Origin of the sequence: Pseudomonas sp. DE0157, assembly GCF_007678615.1 — a bacterium.
Lineage (GTDB): Bacteria > Pseudomonadota > Gammaproteobacteria > Pseudomonadales > Pseudomonadaceae > Aquipseudomonas > Aquipseudomonas parafulva_B.
This window is the reverse complement of record NZ_VEJN01000001.1, coordinates 116731-131365: the sequence shown is the minus strand read 5'-3', so window position 1 is coordinate 131365 and position 14635 is coordinate 116731. Positions and strand designations below refer to the sequence as shown.

At 64.3% G+C, this 14635-nt stretch carries 12 protein-coding genes; all 12 read left to right on the top strand.

Annotated features, from left to right (window positions below):
• The first annotated feature begins 20 nt into the window (after window positions 1-20).
• The 12 genes from FS777_RS00565 to FS777_RS00510 all read left to right on the top strand — a co-directional run bounded on the left by FS777_RS00565 (window position 21) and on the right by FS777_RS00510 (window position 14350).
• On the top strand, window positions 21-1031 hold the full coding sequence (locus FS777_RS00565) for an NAD(P)-dependent alcohol dehydrogenase (RefSeq protein ID WP_145253566.1): 1011 nt from the start codon (window positions 21-23) through the stop codon (window positions 1029-1031).
• Between the two features lie 128 nt (window positions 1032-1159).
• Window positions 1160-2275 carry an ABC transporter substrate-binding protein gene (locus FS777_RS00560; protein ID WP_058638425.1) on the top strand — a complete coding sequence of 372 codons (1116 nt, stop codon included), beginning with the start codon at window positions 1160-1162 and terminating at the stop codon, window positions 2273-2275.
• Window positions 2272-3333 carry an iron ABC transporter permease gene (locus FS777_RS00555; protein WP_078477955.1) on the top strand — a complete coding sequence of 354 codons (1062 nt, stop codon included), beginning with the start codon at window positions 2272-2274 and terminating at the stop codon, window positions 3331-3333. Before FS777_RS00560 ends, FS777_RS00555 begins: the two co-directional genes overlap by 4 nt.
• Window positions 3330-4091 carry an ABC transporter ATP-binding protein gene (locus tag FS777_RS00550; RefSeq protein ID WP_058638423.1) on the top strand — a complete coding sequence of 254 codons (762 nt, stop codon included), beginning with the start codon at window positions 3330-3332 and terminating at the stop codon, window positions 4089-4091. Before FS777_RS00555 ends, FS777_RS00550 begins: the two co-directional genes overlap by 4 nt.
• 341 nt (window positions 4092-4432) lie before the next feature.
• Window positions 4433-5824, top strand: coding sequence for a GABA permease (gene gabP / locus FS777_RS00545; RefSeq protein WP_058638422.1), 1392 nt, complete (start codon window positions 4433-4435; stop codon window positions 5822-5824).
• Between the two features lie 607 nt (window positions 5825-6431).
• Window positions 6432-7283: an STAS domain-containing protein gene (locus tag FS777_RS00540; protein WP_078477956.1), complete on the top strand. Its 852-nt coding sequence runs from the start codon at window positions 6432-6434 to the stop codon at window positions 7281-7283.
• Window positions 7284-7286: 3 nt separating this feature from the next.
• Window positions 7287-7649, top strand: coding sequence for an STAS domain-containing protein (locus FS777_RS00535; protein ID WP_058638419.1), 363 nt, complete (start codon window positions 7287-7289; stop codon window positions 7647-7649).
• Window positions 7646-8050, top strand: a complete 405-nt coding sequence (locus FS777_RS00530) for an anti-sigma regulatory factor (protein WP_058603627.1) — start codon at window positions 7646-7648, stop codon at window positions 8048-8050. Before FS777_RS00535 ends, FS777_RS00530 begins: the two co-directional genes overlap by 4 nt.
• Complete coding sequence (locus FS777_RS00525) at window positions 8047-9060, top strand: ATP-binding protein (protein WP_058638434.1); 1014 nt, start codon at window positions 8047-8049, stop codon at window positions 9058-9060. Before FS777_RS00530 ends, FS777_RS00525 begins: the two co-directional genes overlap by 4 nt.
• Window positions 9053-9895, top strand: a complete 843-nt coding sequence (locus FS777_RS00520; protein WP_078477957.1) for a sensor histidine kinase KdpD — start codon at window positions 9053-9055, stop codon at window positions 9893-9895. Before FS777_RS00525 ends, FS777_RS00520 begins: the two co-directional genes overlap by 8 nt.
• Entirely contained in the window at window positions 9892-11835 is a 1944-nt protein-coding gene (locus FS777_RS00515) for a response regulator (RefSeq protein ID WP_078477958.1), read from the top strand. The genes FS777_RS00520 and FS777_RS00515 overlap by 4 nt, the downstream gene beginning before the upstream one ends.
• A gap of 121 nt (window positions 11836-11956) precedes the next feature.
• On the top strand, window positions 11957-14350 hold the full coding sequence (locus FS777_RS00510; RefSeq protein WP_145253563.1) for a TonB-dependent siderophore receptor: 2394 nt from the start codon (window positions 11957-11959) through the stop codon (window positions 14348-14350).
• The last annotated feature ends 285 nt before the right edge of the window (window positions 14351-14635 follow it).

Sequence of the window (14635 nt, the reverse complement as noted above, 5' to 3'; positions counted from 1 at the left end):
TACAGATGGAGCACTCGACCATGAGCAGCAAGGCGATTTACGTTCAACCCGGCGGCGGCTACGACAAGGTCGAGGTCGGCACCTGTGAAGCCACTGCCCCAGGCGTGGGTGAAATCACCGTGCGCTTGCATGCCAGCTCCCTCAATTACCATGACTTTGCCGTGGTCAGCGGCATGTGGGGCCCGGCCGAACGCCGCATCCCGATGGCCGACGGTGCTGGCGAGGTGGTAGCCGTGGGCAGCGGTGTCAGCGACTTTAAGGTCGGTGACAGCGTGGTCAGCACCTTCTTCCCTGACTGGCTGGATGGGCAGGCCAATGTCGAGGGCTTTGCCCGGGTGCCGGGCGATGGCCTGGACGGTTATGCCCGTGGCCATGTGACCGCGCTGGCCACGGCGTTCACTCTCGCGCCCAAGGGCTTCAGCCACGCCGAGGCGGCGACCTTGACCACTGCCGGGCTGACGGCCTGGCGCGCGCTGATGAGCGACGATCACCTCAAGCCCGGTGACACGGTGCTGGTGCAGGGCACCGGCGGGGTTTCGATCTTCGCCCTGCAGTTCGCCAAGCTGGCCGGCGCGTCGGTGATCGCCACTTCTTCCAGCGATGCCAAGCTCGAGCGGCTCAAAGCCTCGGGCGCCGACCACGTGATCAACTACACGCGCACGCCGGCCTGGGGCGAAAAGGTGCGTGAACTGACCGACAACCGTGGGGTGGACCATGTGATCGAAGTGGGCGGGCCCGCCACTTTGGAGCAGTCGATGATTGCCGCGCGCATTGGGGGCCATGTGTCGCTGATCGGTATTCTGACCGGTGTGGCGGGGCAACTGCCGCTGGTGCAGGCACTGGTGCGGCAGATCCGCTTGCAGGGTGTCCTGGTGGGCAGCCGTGCTCAGCAGCAAGCCATGGTCCGGGCCATCGAGGCTAACGGCCTGCGCCCGGTGGTGGATAAGCACTTCGAACTCGAACAGATCGTCGAGGCGTTTCGCTATCAGGAAAGCAACCGCCATTTCGGCAAGATCTGCCTGACCTGGTAACGCCTTGGGGTAACGGGATGTAATGGCTAGCGAGCAGGCCAATACATTCGCGCACATCGGGCGCACAGGTGGCTGGCTAGAATGCCCGGCTCCGTTGCGACTGATTCTCTCTTCAAGAGGACGCCCCGATGTGCCTGTTCCCCCGTTTGCGGCAGCGCCTGCTGCCGGCCTTGTTGCTGTTGGCGTCCTGCCTCGGCTTTACCCATACCGCCCACGCCCTGCAAGTCACCGATGTGCTGGGGCGTACCGTCGAGCTTGACCACGCCCCGCAGAGGATCGTGCTGGGCGAGGGGCGTTTGTTCTTCGCCCTGGCGCTGCTCGACCGGGACAACCCGTTCCAGCGCGTGGTGGGCTGGCAGAACGACATGCGCTTGCTGGACCCGCACACCTACGAGGTCTACGCCCAGCACTACCCGCAGATCGCCAAGCTGCCCTTGATCGGGCAGGCCTCCGAGCAGAGCGTGAGCGCCGAGCAGATCCTGTCGCTCAAGCCGGACCTGGCCATTTTCAGCATCGCCGGTGAAGGCCCGACCCAGCACAGCCCGGTGGCCGACTTGCTGGCCAAGGCCGGCGTGCCGGTGTTGTTCATCGATTTTCGCGTGCACCCCATGCGCAACACCCATGTCAGCATGCAGGCGCTGGGCACGCTGCTGGGCCGTGAACCGCAGGCGCAGCAGTACCTTGACCTGTACGACCGTCACCTGGAGCGGGTGCAAGCGGGCGTGGCCGGCATCAAGGACAGCGAGCGGCCCAAGGTGTTTCTGGAACTGCTGGCCGGGGTATGGCAAGCGCCCGGCCATACCACTGGCAAAAGCGGTTTGGGCAGTGTGGTCCAGGCGGTGGGTGGCCATAACATTGGCGCCGACGTGGTGCCCGGTGCGCTGGGCGATGTCAGCGTCGAGTACGTGCTGCAAGCCGACCCGGACGTCTACATCGCCACCGGCAACCGTGCCCCCGGCGTGCTGCTGGGTGCCGGGGTGTCCGAAAAAACGGCCCGGGACAGTTTGGCGAAGATCACGGCCCGCCCGGAATTCGCCCCCTTGCGCCCCATCCAGGCCGGCCAGGCCCATGGCTTGTGGCATGACTTCTACAACTCGCCGTTCAACATCCTGGCAATTGAAGCGATGGCGCGCTGGGTGCATCCAGAGCGGTTCAAGGCCATTGACCCGCAAGCGACCATGGCCGAGATCAACCGCATGCTCAAGGTAGGGCTGGACGGTCAGTACTGGGTCGACGCCCAGTGACCGCACAGGCGCTGCCAGGCGTGCAGCAGGCCGCCTGGCATTACCGTCGGCTGCTGTGGCGGCGTACCGGGCTGGTGGCCGGGCTGGCCGTGCTGTTGCTGGTTTCGGTCTTGAGCGACCTGGCCAGCGGTGCATCGGGCATGAGCTTGGGGCGACTGGTGCAAGGCCTGTTCGACCCGACCACCCTCAGCGCCACGGAGCGGGTGATTATCTGGAACGTTCGCCTGCCGTACGCGCTGATGGCCGTGCTGGTGGGCACGGCACTGTCGCTGGCAGGGGCCGAGATGCAGGCGATCCTCGACAACCCGCTGGCCAGCCCCTTCACCTTGGGAGTGTCCTCGTCAGCGGCACTGGGGGCTTCGCTTGCCATCGCCTACCCGCTCAGCGTCGCCTGGATGACGGCGGGTGTGCAGGTGACGGTGATGGCCTTCGTCTTCGCCTGCCTGTCGGTGGTGCTGTTGCAGGCCATGTCGCGGCTTCGCGGGGCGGGCGTGGAGAGCCTGGTGCTGTTCGGCATCGCCCTAGTGTTCAGCTGCAATGCCCTGGTGTCGCTGTTGCAACTGCTGGCCACCGAGGACGTGCTGCAGCAACTGGTGTTCTGGACCATGGGCAGCCTGGCCCGGGCCGATTGGAACAAGCTCGGCATGCTGGCGCTGGTCTTGGCGCTGGTGTTGCCGTTTTCGCTGCGCGCAGCACCTGCGATGACGCTGCTGCGCATGGGCGAGGACCGGGCGCGCAGCTTCGGCGTGGACACCCGGCGGCTGCGCTTTGCCTCGCTGCTGCGCATCAGCCTGTTGTCGGCAACCGCCGTGGCATTCGTCGGCACCATCGGCTTCGTCGGCCTGGTCGGGCCGCACATTGCGCGCCTGCTGGTCGGTGAAGACCAGCGGTTCCTGCTGCCGGCCAGCGCCCTGGTGGGCGCCCTGATGCTGTCGCTGTCCTCCATTGCCAGCAAGCTGATCATGCCAGGCGTGATTGTGCCGGTCGGCATCGTCACCGCCCTGGTGGGGGTGCCGATTTTCGTGACGCTGGTGTTCCGGCGGGGGAGAAAGCTGTGAGCCTGGTGATCGACAAGGTTTCGGTCGCCTACGGTGCGCGGCAGATCCTGCACGAGGTCAGCCTGCCGGCCTTGCCCGAAGGCAGCCTGGTGGCGCTGGTGGGGCCCAATGGAGCAGGCAAGTCCACGCTGCTCAGGGCCCTGGCAGGGCTCGAGCGCATGCGCGGCGGCCTGCGCCTGGATGGCCAGGACGTGACCCGGCTGGCCTTTGCCGACCGTTCGCGACGGCTGGCCTACATGCCCCAGCAGTTGCCCCCCGGCATTGCCCTCAGTGTGCTGGAAAGCATCATGGCGGCACTTCGCGTAGGCAGTGCGGACGATCTGCTGGGCCAGGCCTTTGCGGCCCTGCGCCAGCTGGGTATCGAGCATCTGGCCCAGTGCTCGCTGGACAGCTTGTCCGGCGGGCAGCGGCAATTGGTGGCGCTGGCCCAGTTGCTGGCGCGCAACCCGCAAGTGCTGCTGCTCGACGAGCCCACCAGCGCGCTGGACCTGCATTATCAATTGCGGGTCATGGACGCCGTGCGTGAGCGGGTGCAGGTGCATCGCCTGTTGGCGGTGGCGGTGCTGCACGACATCAACCTGGCCGCCAGCCATGCCGACTGGCTGGTGGTGCTGCGCGAGGGCAGGGTGGTGGCCAGTGGTACGCCGCAGGATGTATTGGTGCCTGACCTGCTAGCGCAGGTGTATGGCGTCCAGGCGCGGGTCGAGCGCTGCTCCCAGGGGCGGCTGCAGGTGCTGGTCGACCACGCACTGGCCTGATGCCCGCGCTGCCTGCTGGACAGGCAGCGGGTGCAACACACTCGAATGAAAAACCCAAGCGCCATTGGCGTGCATGGCGCGTTCGGATATGCCAATCGCGACATTTGTCGCTTGCACAAAAGCGCTGTCGTGATCGAACAGTTCCGGGGCGTTCTCGTGTAATTTCCCTCCCCCCTGCGGGGCTTAAATGAAGCCCGACCCCCACCGGCACGTTGCCTTGTGATGCGCTGCAAAGATCAACAACAGAGCGCAAGCAACCTGTCGACCTGAACCCTTCAAGGAGCTATTTTCGCCTACGCCTGCCCGTCCATCCTTGTGTCAGCAAAAAGAGAACAACATCCATGAACACCGTGGGATCTGATGGCAACCTTGCACAAGGTTTCAAGCCACGTCATGTAACGATGCTGTCCATCGCCGGCATCATCGGCGCCGGACTTTTCGTCGGCTCGGGCCACGCCATTGCGGCAGCCGGCCCGGCTACCATAATCTCCTATTTCGTGGCCGGGACCTTGGTCGTCCTGGTCATGCGCATGCTCGGCGAAATGGCCGTCGCGCACCCCGATACCGGTTCCTTCTCCACCTACGCCGACCAGGCCATCGGTCGCTGGGCCGGCTACACCATCGGCTGGTTGTACTGGTGGTTCTGGGTGCTGGTCATCCCCATCGAAGCCCTCGCGGCAGGGCATGTGCTCAATGCCTGGTTCCCGCAGATAGACAGCTGGATATTCGCCCTGGCGTCGGTGTTGCTGCTGGCAGGTACCAACCTGTTCAGCGTGGCCAAGTACGGTGAGTTCGAGTTCTGGTTCGCCATCCTCAAGGTGACCGCGATCCTTGCCTTCATCAGCCTCGGGTTCGCGGCGCTGATGGGGTGGCTGCCCAACCGCGAAGTCAGCGGCCTGAGTGGGTTGATGGCCGACCACGGTGGTTTCGCGCCCAAGGGCTGGGCCGCGGTGGTGGGGGCGTTCATCACTGTGATGTTCAGCTTCATCGGCACTGAGGCGGTGACCATCGCAGCGTCGGAGTCCAGCGACCCGTCGCGCAACATCGCCAAGGCCACCCGCTCGGTGATCTGGCGCATCAGCACCTTCTACATCCTCTCCATCTTCGTGATCATTTCCGTGGTGCCGTGGAATGACCCGCAGCTGGCTGTGGTGGGCTCGTACCAGCGTGCACTGGAAATCATGAACATCCCCAACGCGGCCTTGCTGGTCGACCTGGTGGTGCTGGTGGCGGTCACCAGCTGCATGAACTCCTCGATCTACATCGCCTCGCGCATGATGTACTCGCTGGCCAAGCGCGGCGATGCGCCGGCAATGCTCAAGCACACGTCCAAAGTCGGCGTACCACGCGCTGCGGTGTTCGGCAGCACCCTGATCGGTGCGTTCATCGCCGTGCTCAACTACTTTGCACCCAAGGGCGTGTTCGAGTTCCTGCTGGCAAGCTCAGGCGCCATCGCGCTGCTGGTGTACATGGTCATCGCCATCTCCCAGCTGCGCATGCGCCGCCGTCTTGAGCGGGAGAATACCGAGCTCAAGTTCCGCATGTGGCTGTTCCCCTGGTTGACCTGGGCGGTGATCATCTTCATTGCCCTGGCCTTGGCGGTGATGATGTACACGCCCGAGCACCGGGCGGAGGTGAGCGCCACGCTGGGGCTTGCGATCATGATTTCCTTCCTGGGCATTGTGACGACACGCGGTCATGCGCAGCCGATGGGGGCGCGGTCGTTGGGTTGAGATGAGCTTTGCTGGAACCTTCGGGCTGCGAAGCGGCTCTAGGGTTTCAGCTTCGCAACTCATGGTGCTGGGGCCGCTTTGCGGCCCATCGCGGCACGAGGGCCGCTCCCACAAATACCGTGCAACCTTTCGCTACGCAGCAACCGGCTCGCGCCAGCCCGAAGGCAGACACCCATCCAAGTAGGAGCGGTCCTTGTGCCGCGATGGGCTGCAAAGCAGCCCCGGCAATATGCGCCGCGCCGCCAATATCCTCGGCCGAGCGTGTGCACTCACCGAGCGTATACCTGGCCAGTGGAGCCTTCTTGCTGACAGTGGGTCGTAGCGCACCCCCCCCCCGCGCATTCAATGGCCCGGCCAAGCTGGCCGAGCACACACCCGCTGGCCTACCCCTCCACCGAATGATGGAAATTCCCCAGGTCATCCTTGCCGATGCCGCCCACTTGCCCTTGATCCAACCTGTCAAATTTCTTTGCGCAATGGGCTACCATCCGATGGCCTAATGCAATTAAATGCGCCACCCGGACAACTATTCCGGCCAGTAACTGTCACTCAAAAAAACCCGGTCATAGTGTGAAAGTGCCCGCTTTCACCACAGGAGCTCAGATACATGGCAGCACTGCAGAGCAGTACGTTGGACGCGGTCGAAAACAACCAGGAACAGCTGTTGACCCAATGGATAGCAGGCCTGGAAGCCAACGGTGCCACGCGCAATGTCAAGGAGCAGGTGCTGGCCCAGGAAACCCGCGAGTTTCTGCAACTGCTGGTGCAAGGCTTCAAGGGCCCAGGCGGCGCCAACCTGGCAGCCGCCGATTGGGAGGCCGTGCGCCGGTTCCTCGAAAAGCTGTCGTTATCGCGCGCGCAGATGGGCCATGACTCCCACCAGACCGTGTACTTCATCTACGCCCTCAAGCGTCCGTTGTTCGCCTTGCTGCAATCGCTCTACAGCGCCGACCCGGCCACGCTTGCCGAGGAACTCTGGCGCGTGTCCGAGCTGCTCGACAGCATGGGCATGCACACCATGCGCACGTACCAGGCGAGCCGTGAAAACGTCATCCGCCGCCAGCAGGAAGAACTGCTGGAGCTGTCCACGCCCGTGGTCAAGCTGTGGGACGGTGTGCTGGCATTGCCACTGATCGGCACCCTGGACTCCCAGCGCAGCCAGACTGTCATGGAGTCGCTGCTGCAGCGCATCGTCGACACTGGTTCGGAAATCGCCATCATCGACATTACGGGCGTGCCCACCGTGGACACCCTGGTGGCGCAGCACCTGCTCAAGACCGTGACGGCCATTCGCCTGATGGGCGCCGATTGCATCATCAGCGGCATTCGTCCGCAGATCGCCCAGACCATCGTGCACCTGGGCCTGGACCTTGGCACCCTGACCACCAAGGCCAACCTGGCCGACGCCCTGAAGCTGGCCCTGACCCGTGTGGGCAGCGACCTCGGCCAGCGAGCCTGAGCCATGGAGCGTATCCCGATCCTGCAGATGGGGGAATTTCTGCTGGTGACCATCCAGGTGGACATGCATGACCAACTGGCCCTCACCCTGCAGGAAGACCTGACCGACCGCATCAGCAGCACCTCCGCCCGTGGCGTACTCATCGACATCTCGGCGCTGGACATGGTCGACTCGTTCATCGGACGGATGATCGCCAGCATCTCGGGCCTGTCGCGCATCATGGACGCCGAAACCATGGTGGTCGGCATGCAGCCGGCCGTGGCCATCACCCTGGTGGAGCTGGGGTTGACGTTGCCTGGCGTGAGTACGGCCTTGAATGTGGAGCGCGGTATGCACGTGCTGCGTCAGCGTGTGGCCCGCAAATGAACGTGCGCGACAGCGGTAGCCTGCCGGTGCGCATCGAGCAGGATGTGGTGCTTGCCCGCCAACTGGCCCGCAAGCTGGCGGGCGAGTGCGGTATGCGCCTGGTCGACCTGACCAAGCTGGTCACCGCCGTCAGCGAGCTGGCCCGCAACACCGTGGTCTATGGCCGTGGCGGCGACATGGATTGGCAGGTGCTGGAGGACTTCGGTCGGGTGGGCCTGCGCCTGCATTTTCGTGACGAAGGCCCTGGCATTCCCGATATCGGCCTGGCGTTGACCGACGGCTGGACCTCGGGCGGTGGCATGGGCCTGGGCTTGACCGGGGCACGGCGCCTGGTGGATGAGTTCGAGTTGGACACCGCGCCTGGCCAGGGTACTCGCGTGACGATCACTCGATGGGCGTGAGCATCGCCGCGAGCCAGACCTGCGTCGTACCGTTGGCTGATGCCAGTGACGTTGGCCACGCTCGACGGATCGCGCAAAAGCTCGCACAGGCCCACGGGCATGACGAGACGGACGCCGGACGTGTCGCGCTGGTGGTGACCGAGCTGTGCACCAATGTGCTCAAGCATGCCGGGCACGGCGAGCTTCATCTGCGCGCGCTGCCGCGCGGTGACGGCAGGTTTGGTATCGAAGTGCTCACCCTCGATCGCGCCCAAGGGTTCGATGCCCAAGCCTGCCTGGCCGACGGCTATTCGTCGGCGGGCACCCAAGGTATCGGCATGGGCGCCATCGCCCGCCAGGCTCAAGTCTTCGACGTTTATGCCGATACTCGGGGAGCTGTGGTCCTGGCGCGGTTGTATGCCCAGGGTGACCCAGGCACTGACCTGCGCTTCGGCGTCAGCCAGCATGCCCTCAATGGCGACCCGGCCTGCGGCGACACCTGGCACCTGGCTTTCGACGGGCGGCACGTGAGCGCCCTGGTGATCGACGGGCTGGGGCACGGCAGCGAAGCCGAAGCGGCAGCCCAGGCGGGTGCGGCCGTGTTTGCACAGGCACCGTTCGCCCACCCGCAACAACAACTTTTGGCCATGCACCAGGCGATGGCGGGCACGCGCGGTGGCGCCGTGGCCCTGGCGTACTACGATGGCTGCAATGCACGGCTGAGCTTCACCGGCATTGGCAACATCGGCGCGAGCCTGGTCAATGGCAGCCAATCGCGAGGCCTGGCGTCGATGCCCGGCATCGTCGGCGGCCAATTCAGAAAAACCCAAGTGTTCGACTACGCTGATCTGAACGGAAATGTGTTGATCATGTACAGCGATGGCCTGCAGTCCCGGTGGAACCTCAAGGATTACCCTGGCCTGGTGCACCGCCATCCGGCCGTGATCGCTGCCGTGCTGCATCGCGACTTTTGCCGAGGCCGGGACGATGTCACCGTGCTTGTCATCGACCTGGAGTTGCCCAATGTCTGATGCTGCCATGATTGCCCGCCTGCAAGCCGAGAACGACGCCTTGCGCGCCGAGCTGGATGAAACCAACCAGGGCGTGCTGGCGCTGTATGCCGAGCTCGATACCCAGGCCGAGCACCTGCGCCAGGCCTCGGACCTCAAGAGCCGCTTCCTGTCCTACATGAGCCATGAATTTCGCACGCCGCTGGGCTCGATCTTGAGCATCACCGGCCTGCTGACCGACGAGCTCGACGGGCCGTTGTCGGCCGAACAGCACCGTCAGGTCACGTTCATCAGCACCGCTACCCGCGAGCTGTCCGACATGGTCGACGACCTGCTGGACCTTGCCAAGATCGAAGCCGGCCGCATCACCATTTCGCCGGCCTGGTTCGACATGTTCGACCTGTTCGCCGCCCTGCGAGGCATGTTCAGGCCCATTGTCGATGCCTCGGCCGTGGACCTCATCTTCGAAGAGCATGCCGGCCTGCCGCGGCTGTACACCGATGACAAGAAGCTGGCGCAGATCCTGCGCAACTTCATTTCCAATGCCCTGAAGTTCACCTCCCAGGGCGAAGTGCGTATTTCCGCCTGCCTGGAAGGCGATGACAGTATCCGGTTTGCCGTGAGCGATACGGGTATCGGCATCGCACCGGAGCTGCTGGGCACCCTGTTCGAGGACTTTGCCCAGGTGGACTCGCCGCTGCAAAAGCGCCTGCGCGGTACGGGCCTGGGCCTGTCGCTGTGCAAACGCTTTGCCGAGCTGCTGGGTGGTCATGTGGGTGTGGAGAGCGAGCCGGGCGTCGGCTCCTGCTTCTTCGTGGTGATCCCCCTTGCCCTCGCTCCGGAGAGCGCTGAATGAATGCCGATGTGCGCTTGCTGATCGTCGATGACAACGTTGCCACCCGCTATGCCATGCGCAGGCGGTTGGCGGTGCACGGGTACCAGGTACTGGAGGCCGGCACGGGCGGCGAGGGCCTGGCGCTGATCCGCGACAGCCAGATCGACGCCTTGATCCTGGACGTGAACCTGCCGGACATGAGCGGCTTCGACATTGTCCGGCTGCTGCGTCAGGACCCACGCACGGCCCTGCTGCCGGTGATTCATGTGTCGGCCGCTTCGATCCAGAGTGGCGACATCATTACCGGGCTGAACGCCGGTGCCGACGCCTACCTGATTCACCCCGTCGACCCGGACGTGCTGCTGGCCACCCTGCGCACCTTGCTGCGCGTGCGCGACACCGAGCGCGCACTGCGCCAGAGCGAGGCAAGCTTTCGCGAGATATTCACCAGCGTGTCGGCGCCGATTGCCGTGATGGACGCCCAGCTGAAGGTGCACGAATGCAACCAGGCATTCAGCTACCTGATCCAGGACAACCTCCACCCCGAGCAGCTGCACGAATGCTTTGCCGATGGGCAGGAAGCGGCACTGGCCAGCCTGCGCGAGCACCTGATGGCCGGCGAGCGCTGGCAGGGCACCTTGAGCATGCAGGTGCATGGCCATGTACGCGAGACCGAGTGGCAGCTTTCGCCGTATCAGGCGCCGGGTTTGTGCCTGGTGTTCGTCGAGGACATCACCGAGCACCGTCACCGCGAACGCTCGCACCTAGCCCGGCTGGACGACGCCACCAGCCAGCTGGCCCACGAAGTGGCCGTGCGCGAACGCACCGAGGCGCAGCTGGTGCAACTGCAAAAAATGGAGGCACTGGGCAGCTTGACCGGCGGCATCGCCCACGACTTCAACAACCTGCTGACTGGCATCATCACCAGCCTCGAACTGATCTGCAAACGGGTGGCCGAGCACCGCATCGACAAAGTGCCGCGCTATGCCGAAGCTGCGCTCAGCTCGGCCAATAGCGCGGCATCGCTGACCCATCGGTTGCTGGCCTTCGCTCGCCAGCAACCCCTGGATACCCGGCCGGTGGACGTCAACCGTCACGTGCGCTCGCTCGAAGAACTGCTGACCCGCACCATTGGCGAGCGCATCACGCTGACCCTGAACCTGTCCACGCAACCAGTCATTGCCCTGGTCGACCCGGTGCAACTGGAAAGCGCGGTGCTCAACCTGGTGATCAACGCCCGTGACGCGCTGCCCAAGGGCGGGCGGATCTGGCTGGACACGGCTGCCATCTGGTCCCAGGAAAACCCCAACCTGGCCGACGGCCCCTATGTGGTGGTCAGCGTGCGCGACAACGGCACCGGCATCGAACCTGAGTTGCTGGACAAGGTATTCGACCCGTTCTTCACCACCAAACCCGTCGGCCAGGGCACCGGCCTTGGGCTGTCGACCATCTACGGCTTCGCCCGCCAGTCCAGCGGCCACGTGATGCTCAGCAGCGTGATGGGGCAGGGCACTGAAGTGGCGCTGATGCTGCCGGCCAGCGCACAGGCAGCCGTGCCCGTGGTGCGCGAGCGTGGGCTCGACCTGCAAGGAAACGGCGAGCATGTGCTGATCGTCGAGGACATGGCGTCGGTGCGGCTGTCGGTGGCCGAAGCGCTGGCCGATGCCGGCTACCACTGCACACTGGCCTCGACCACCGACCAGGCGCTGGAATACCTGCGCGACGACCCGAGCCTGGACCTGATGCTGACCGACGTTGGTCTACCCACGCTCAGCGGCCGGGAGCTGGCTGACCTTGCCCGTGGTTACAGGCCCGACCTGCCCGTGCTGTTCATGACCGGGTATGCCGATGCCGCGCTGGACCGGCAGGCGTTTCTCGGCGATGGCATGGACATGCTGATCAAGCCCTTCCGCATGGGTGAGCTGCTGCGCAAAGTGAAGCAAGCTATCCGTAAGGCGTAGGAAGCAACCTACAATCGAAGTTAATTAATCTGAAAATAAATGAGGTGTTTTCTCATTCTCGTTCGGCAGGTAGGGAAGGCCGGAATACAGGCCGCCCGCCGACACGCTACGGAGCGAGAGAATGAGTTCTACCCCGGTTTCACCGCGCCACCCCCTGAACCGAGCCCTGCGTGGCGCCCTGCTCGGGCTGGTAGTAGGCAGCCATGTTCTGCCAGCCCTGGCCCAGCCTGCGGCTACCGACAGCAGCAGCCCGCTCAAGCAGTGGAACATTCCGGCAGGCCCGCTGGCGCCAGCGCTCGATCGTTTTGCCCGGGAAGCCGGCATCAGCCTGTCGTACGACGCACAAAGCGTGGCCAACCAGACGACGCCGGGCGTGCAGGGCTCACTGGGTACCGCGGCGGCCTTGTCTTCGCTGTTGCAGGGCAGTGATCTGCAATCGGAACAGCAAGGCCCCAACGCCTACCTGCTGCTGCCCCAGCCCAAGCCCACCGGCCCCTTGGAGCTGGGTGCCACCGAGGACTATCGCCTGGCCCCGGTGATCGTCAATGCCAAGGTCAAGGCCAGCGCCGACGACGACATCAACTCGGTCGTGGCCAAGGAGCTGTGGGTAGGGGGCAAGGTCGCCACCAGCATCCTCAATACGCCGGCGTCGGTGTCGGTGGTGACCCGCAAGGAGATGGAACAGCGCAGCGTCAGCACCACCGAAGAGGCGCTGCAGTACACCCCTGGGGTGATCAGCGACTTCTATGGGTCGGACGACCGTAACGACTACTTCCAGATCCGCGGCTTCCAGGCCACCACCTACCGCGACGGCCTGACGCTCAGCTCCATGCGTGGCGTGCGCGAAGACCCTTACGCCTACGAGCGTATCGAGATCATTCGCGGCGCCAACTCCACCCTGTTCGGCCCTGCCGACCCGGGCGGCTCGGTCAACTTCGTGACCAAGCAGCCGCGGTTCGAACGCTTCGGCCAGGGCTATGTGACCTACGGTTCGTACGACCATGCCGAGACCGGCATTGACGTGGGCGATGTGCTCAACGAAGGCGGTACAGTGGCAGGGCGCTTCACGGCCAAGCTGCAGGACAGCGACCGTGAGTACGACCACTCCCGCGACGACAGCCGCCTGGTGATGGGCGGGCTGACCTGGGCACCAAGCGACTTCACCTCGGCCACCGTGGTGCTGGACTACCTGAAGACCAACAGCTCGCCCAACAGCGGTGGCTACCCGCTGGACAAGGAGTACGACCGCAGCAAGTTCTTCGGCGAGCCTGGCTACAACTTCCACGATGTGGAGCGCACCAGCTTGTCCGGCAACATCACCCACGACTTCGACAACGGCTTCGTATTGCGCGGCAACCTGCGCTACAGCGAACTGACCGACGATTTCGGCTACGCCTACTTGAGCGACAGCCCTTCGCGCGTTGGCACGACCATCCCGCGCTATGTGTTCGGCACCGACAGCGACGTCGACCAGCTCAACGGCAACCTGATGCTGCAATACGATGCGCAGTTCGAGCACATCGACAGCAGCACCCTGGTGGGGGTGGAGTACCTCGACTCCTCGACCAAGCAGCGCTCGGTCTACAGCCTGGCCACCCCGATCGACATCGCCAACCCGGTGTTCACCGGCGTGCCGCGTGGCATCGAGCCCTACAGCCGCAAGAAGCAGGACGTGACCACCAAGGCCGTGTTCATGCAGCAGAACCTGTCGTTCTACGACCGCGTCATCGCCACTGCTGGCGTGCGCAACGACTCCATGGACTTGTCCAGCACCGAGTACGTGGGCGGGGCGGCCAAGCAGAGCGACGACTTGTCGGAGACCTCATATCGCGCTGCGCTCACCTACATCGTCAACGACGAAGTGTCGACGTACGTGAGCATGGTGGAGTCGGTGTCCCCACCCCAAGTGGGCGTGACCCCGCAAACCGGCAAGCAGTACGAAGTGGGCGTGAAGTACTCGCCCATCGGCATGGACGCGATGTTCTCCGCTGCGGTGTATGACCTGACCCAGGAAAACGTCACCATTGCCGTGGTGCTGCCCAGCGGCATCATCGAACAGCAAACCGTCGGTGAGTCTCACGCACGCGGCCTGGACCTGGAAGCCAAAGCCCAGGTGACGGCTGATATCAGCGTGATTGGCGCTTATTCGTACATGGACACCGATGTGAAACGCGGGTCGCTGTATGACGGCTCCTCGCTCAAGGGCAACGCCTTCGCCACCGCGCCCAGGCATTCGGCTTCGCTGTGGACGTACTACGACATTCCGGCGACCGACGTGAGTGTCGGGCTGGGTGCGCGGTACGTGGGGGCTTACTACATGGATGCGGCCAACACCAAGAAGACCGATGGCACCACGTTGTTCGACGCGGCCTTCAAGTACCAGATCGCCAAGGGCACTGACCTTGCGGTGAACGTGAGCAACCTGTTCGATGAACAGCACGTGGTGGGCTCGGGGACGGCCGATTATTACAACCCTGGGCGTGAGGTGACGGCGCGGGTGAGTTATAGCTGGTAAGCGATTATTGGGGGAATTGCGGTGGCTTTGGGGGCTGCAATGGATAGCCTGTGCGCGTTAGCCGTTATGGGCAGCGCGGTAGGCCTTGGGATCTGATACTGGGCTGCAATCATGGGGCCGCTGCGCGGCCCATCGCGGCACGAGGCCGCTCCCACACTGCGCTATTTTTAGCTGCGCGCCGAACCTGCAGAGCAACCAGCTTGTGCTGGCTCTGGGGGCTTGCCTCAATCCCCTGTGGGAGCGGCCTTGTGCCGCGATGGGCCGCGCAGCGGCCCCATGATTGCA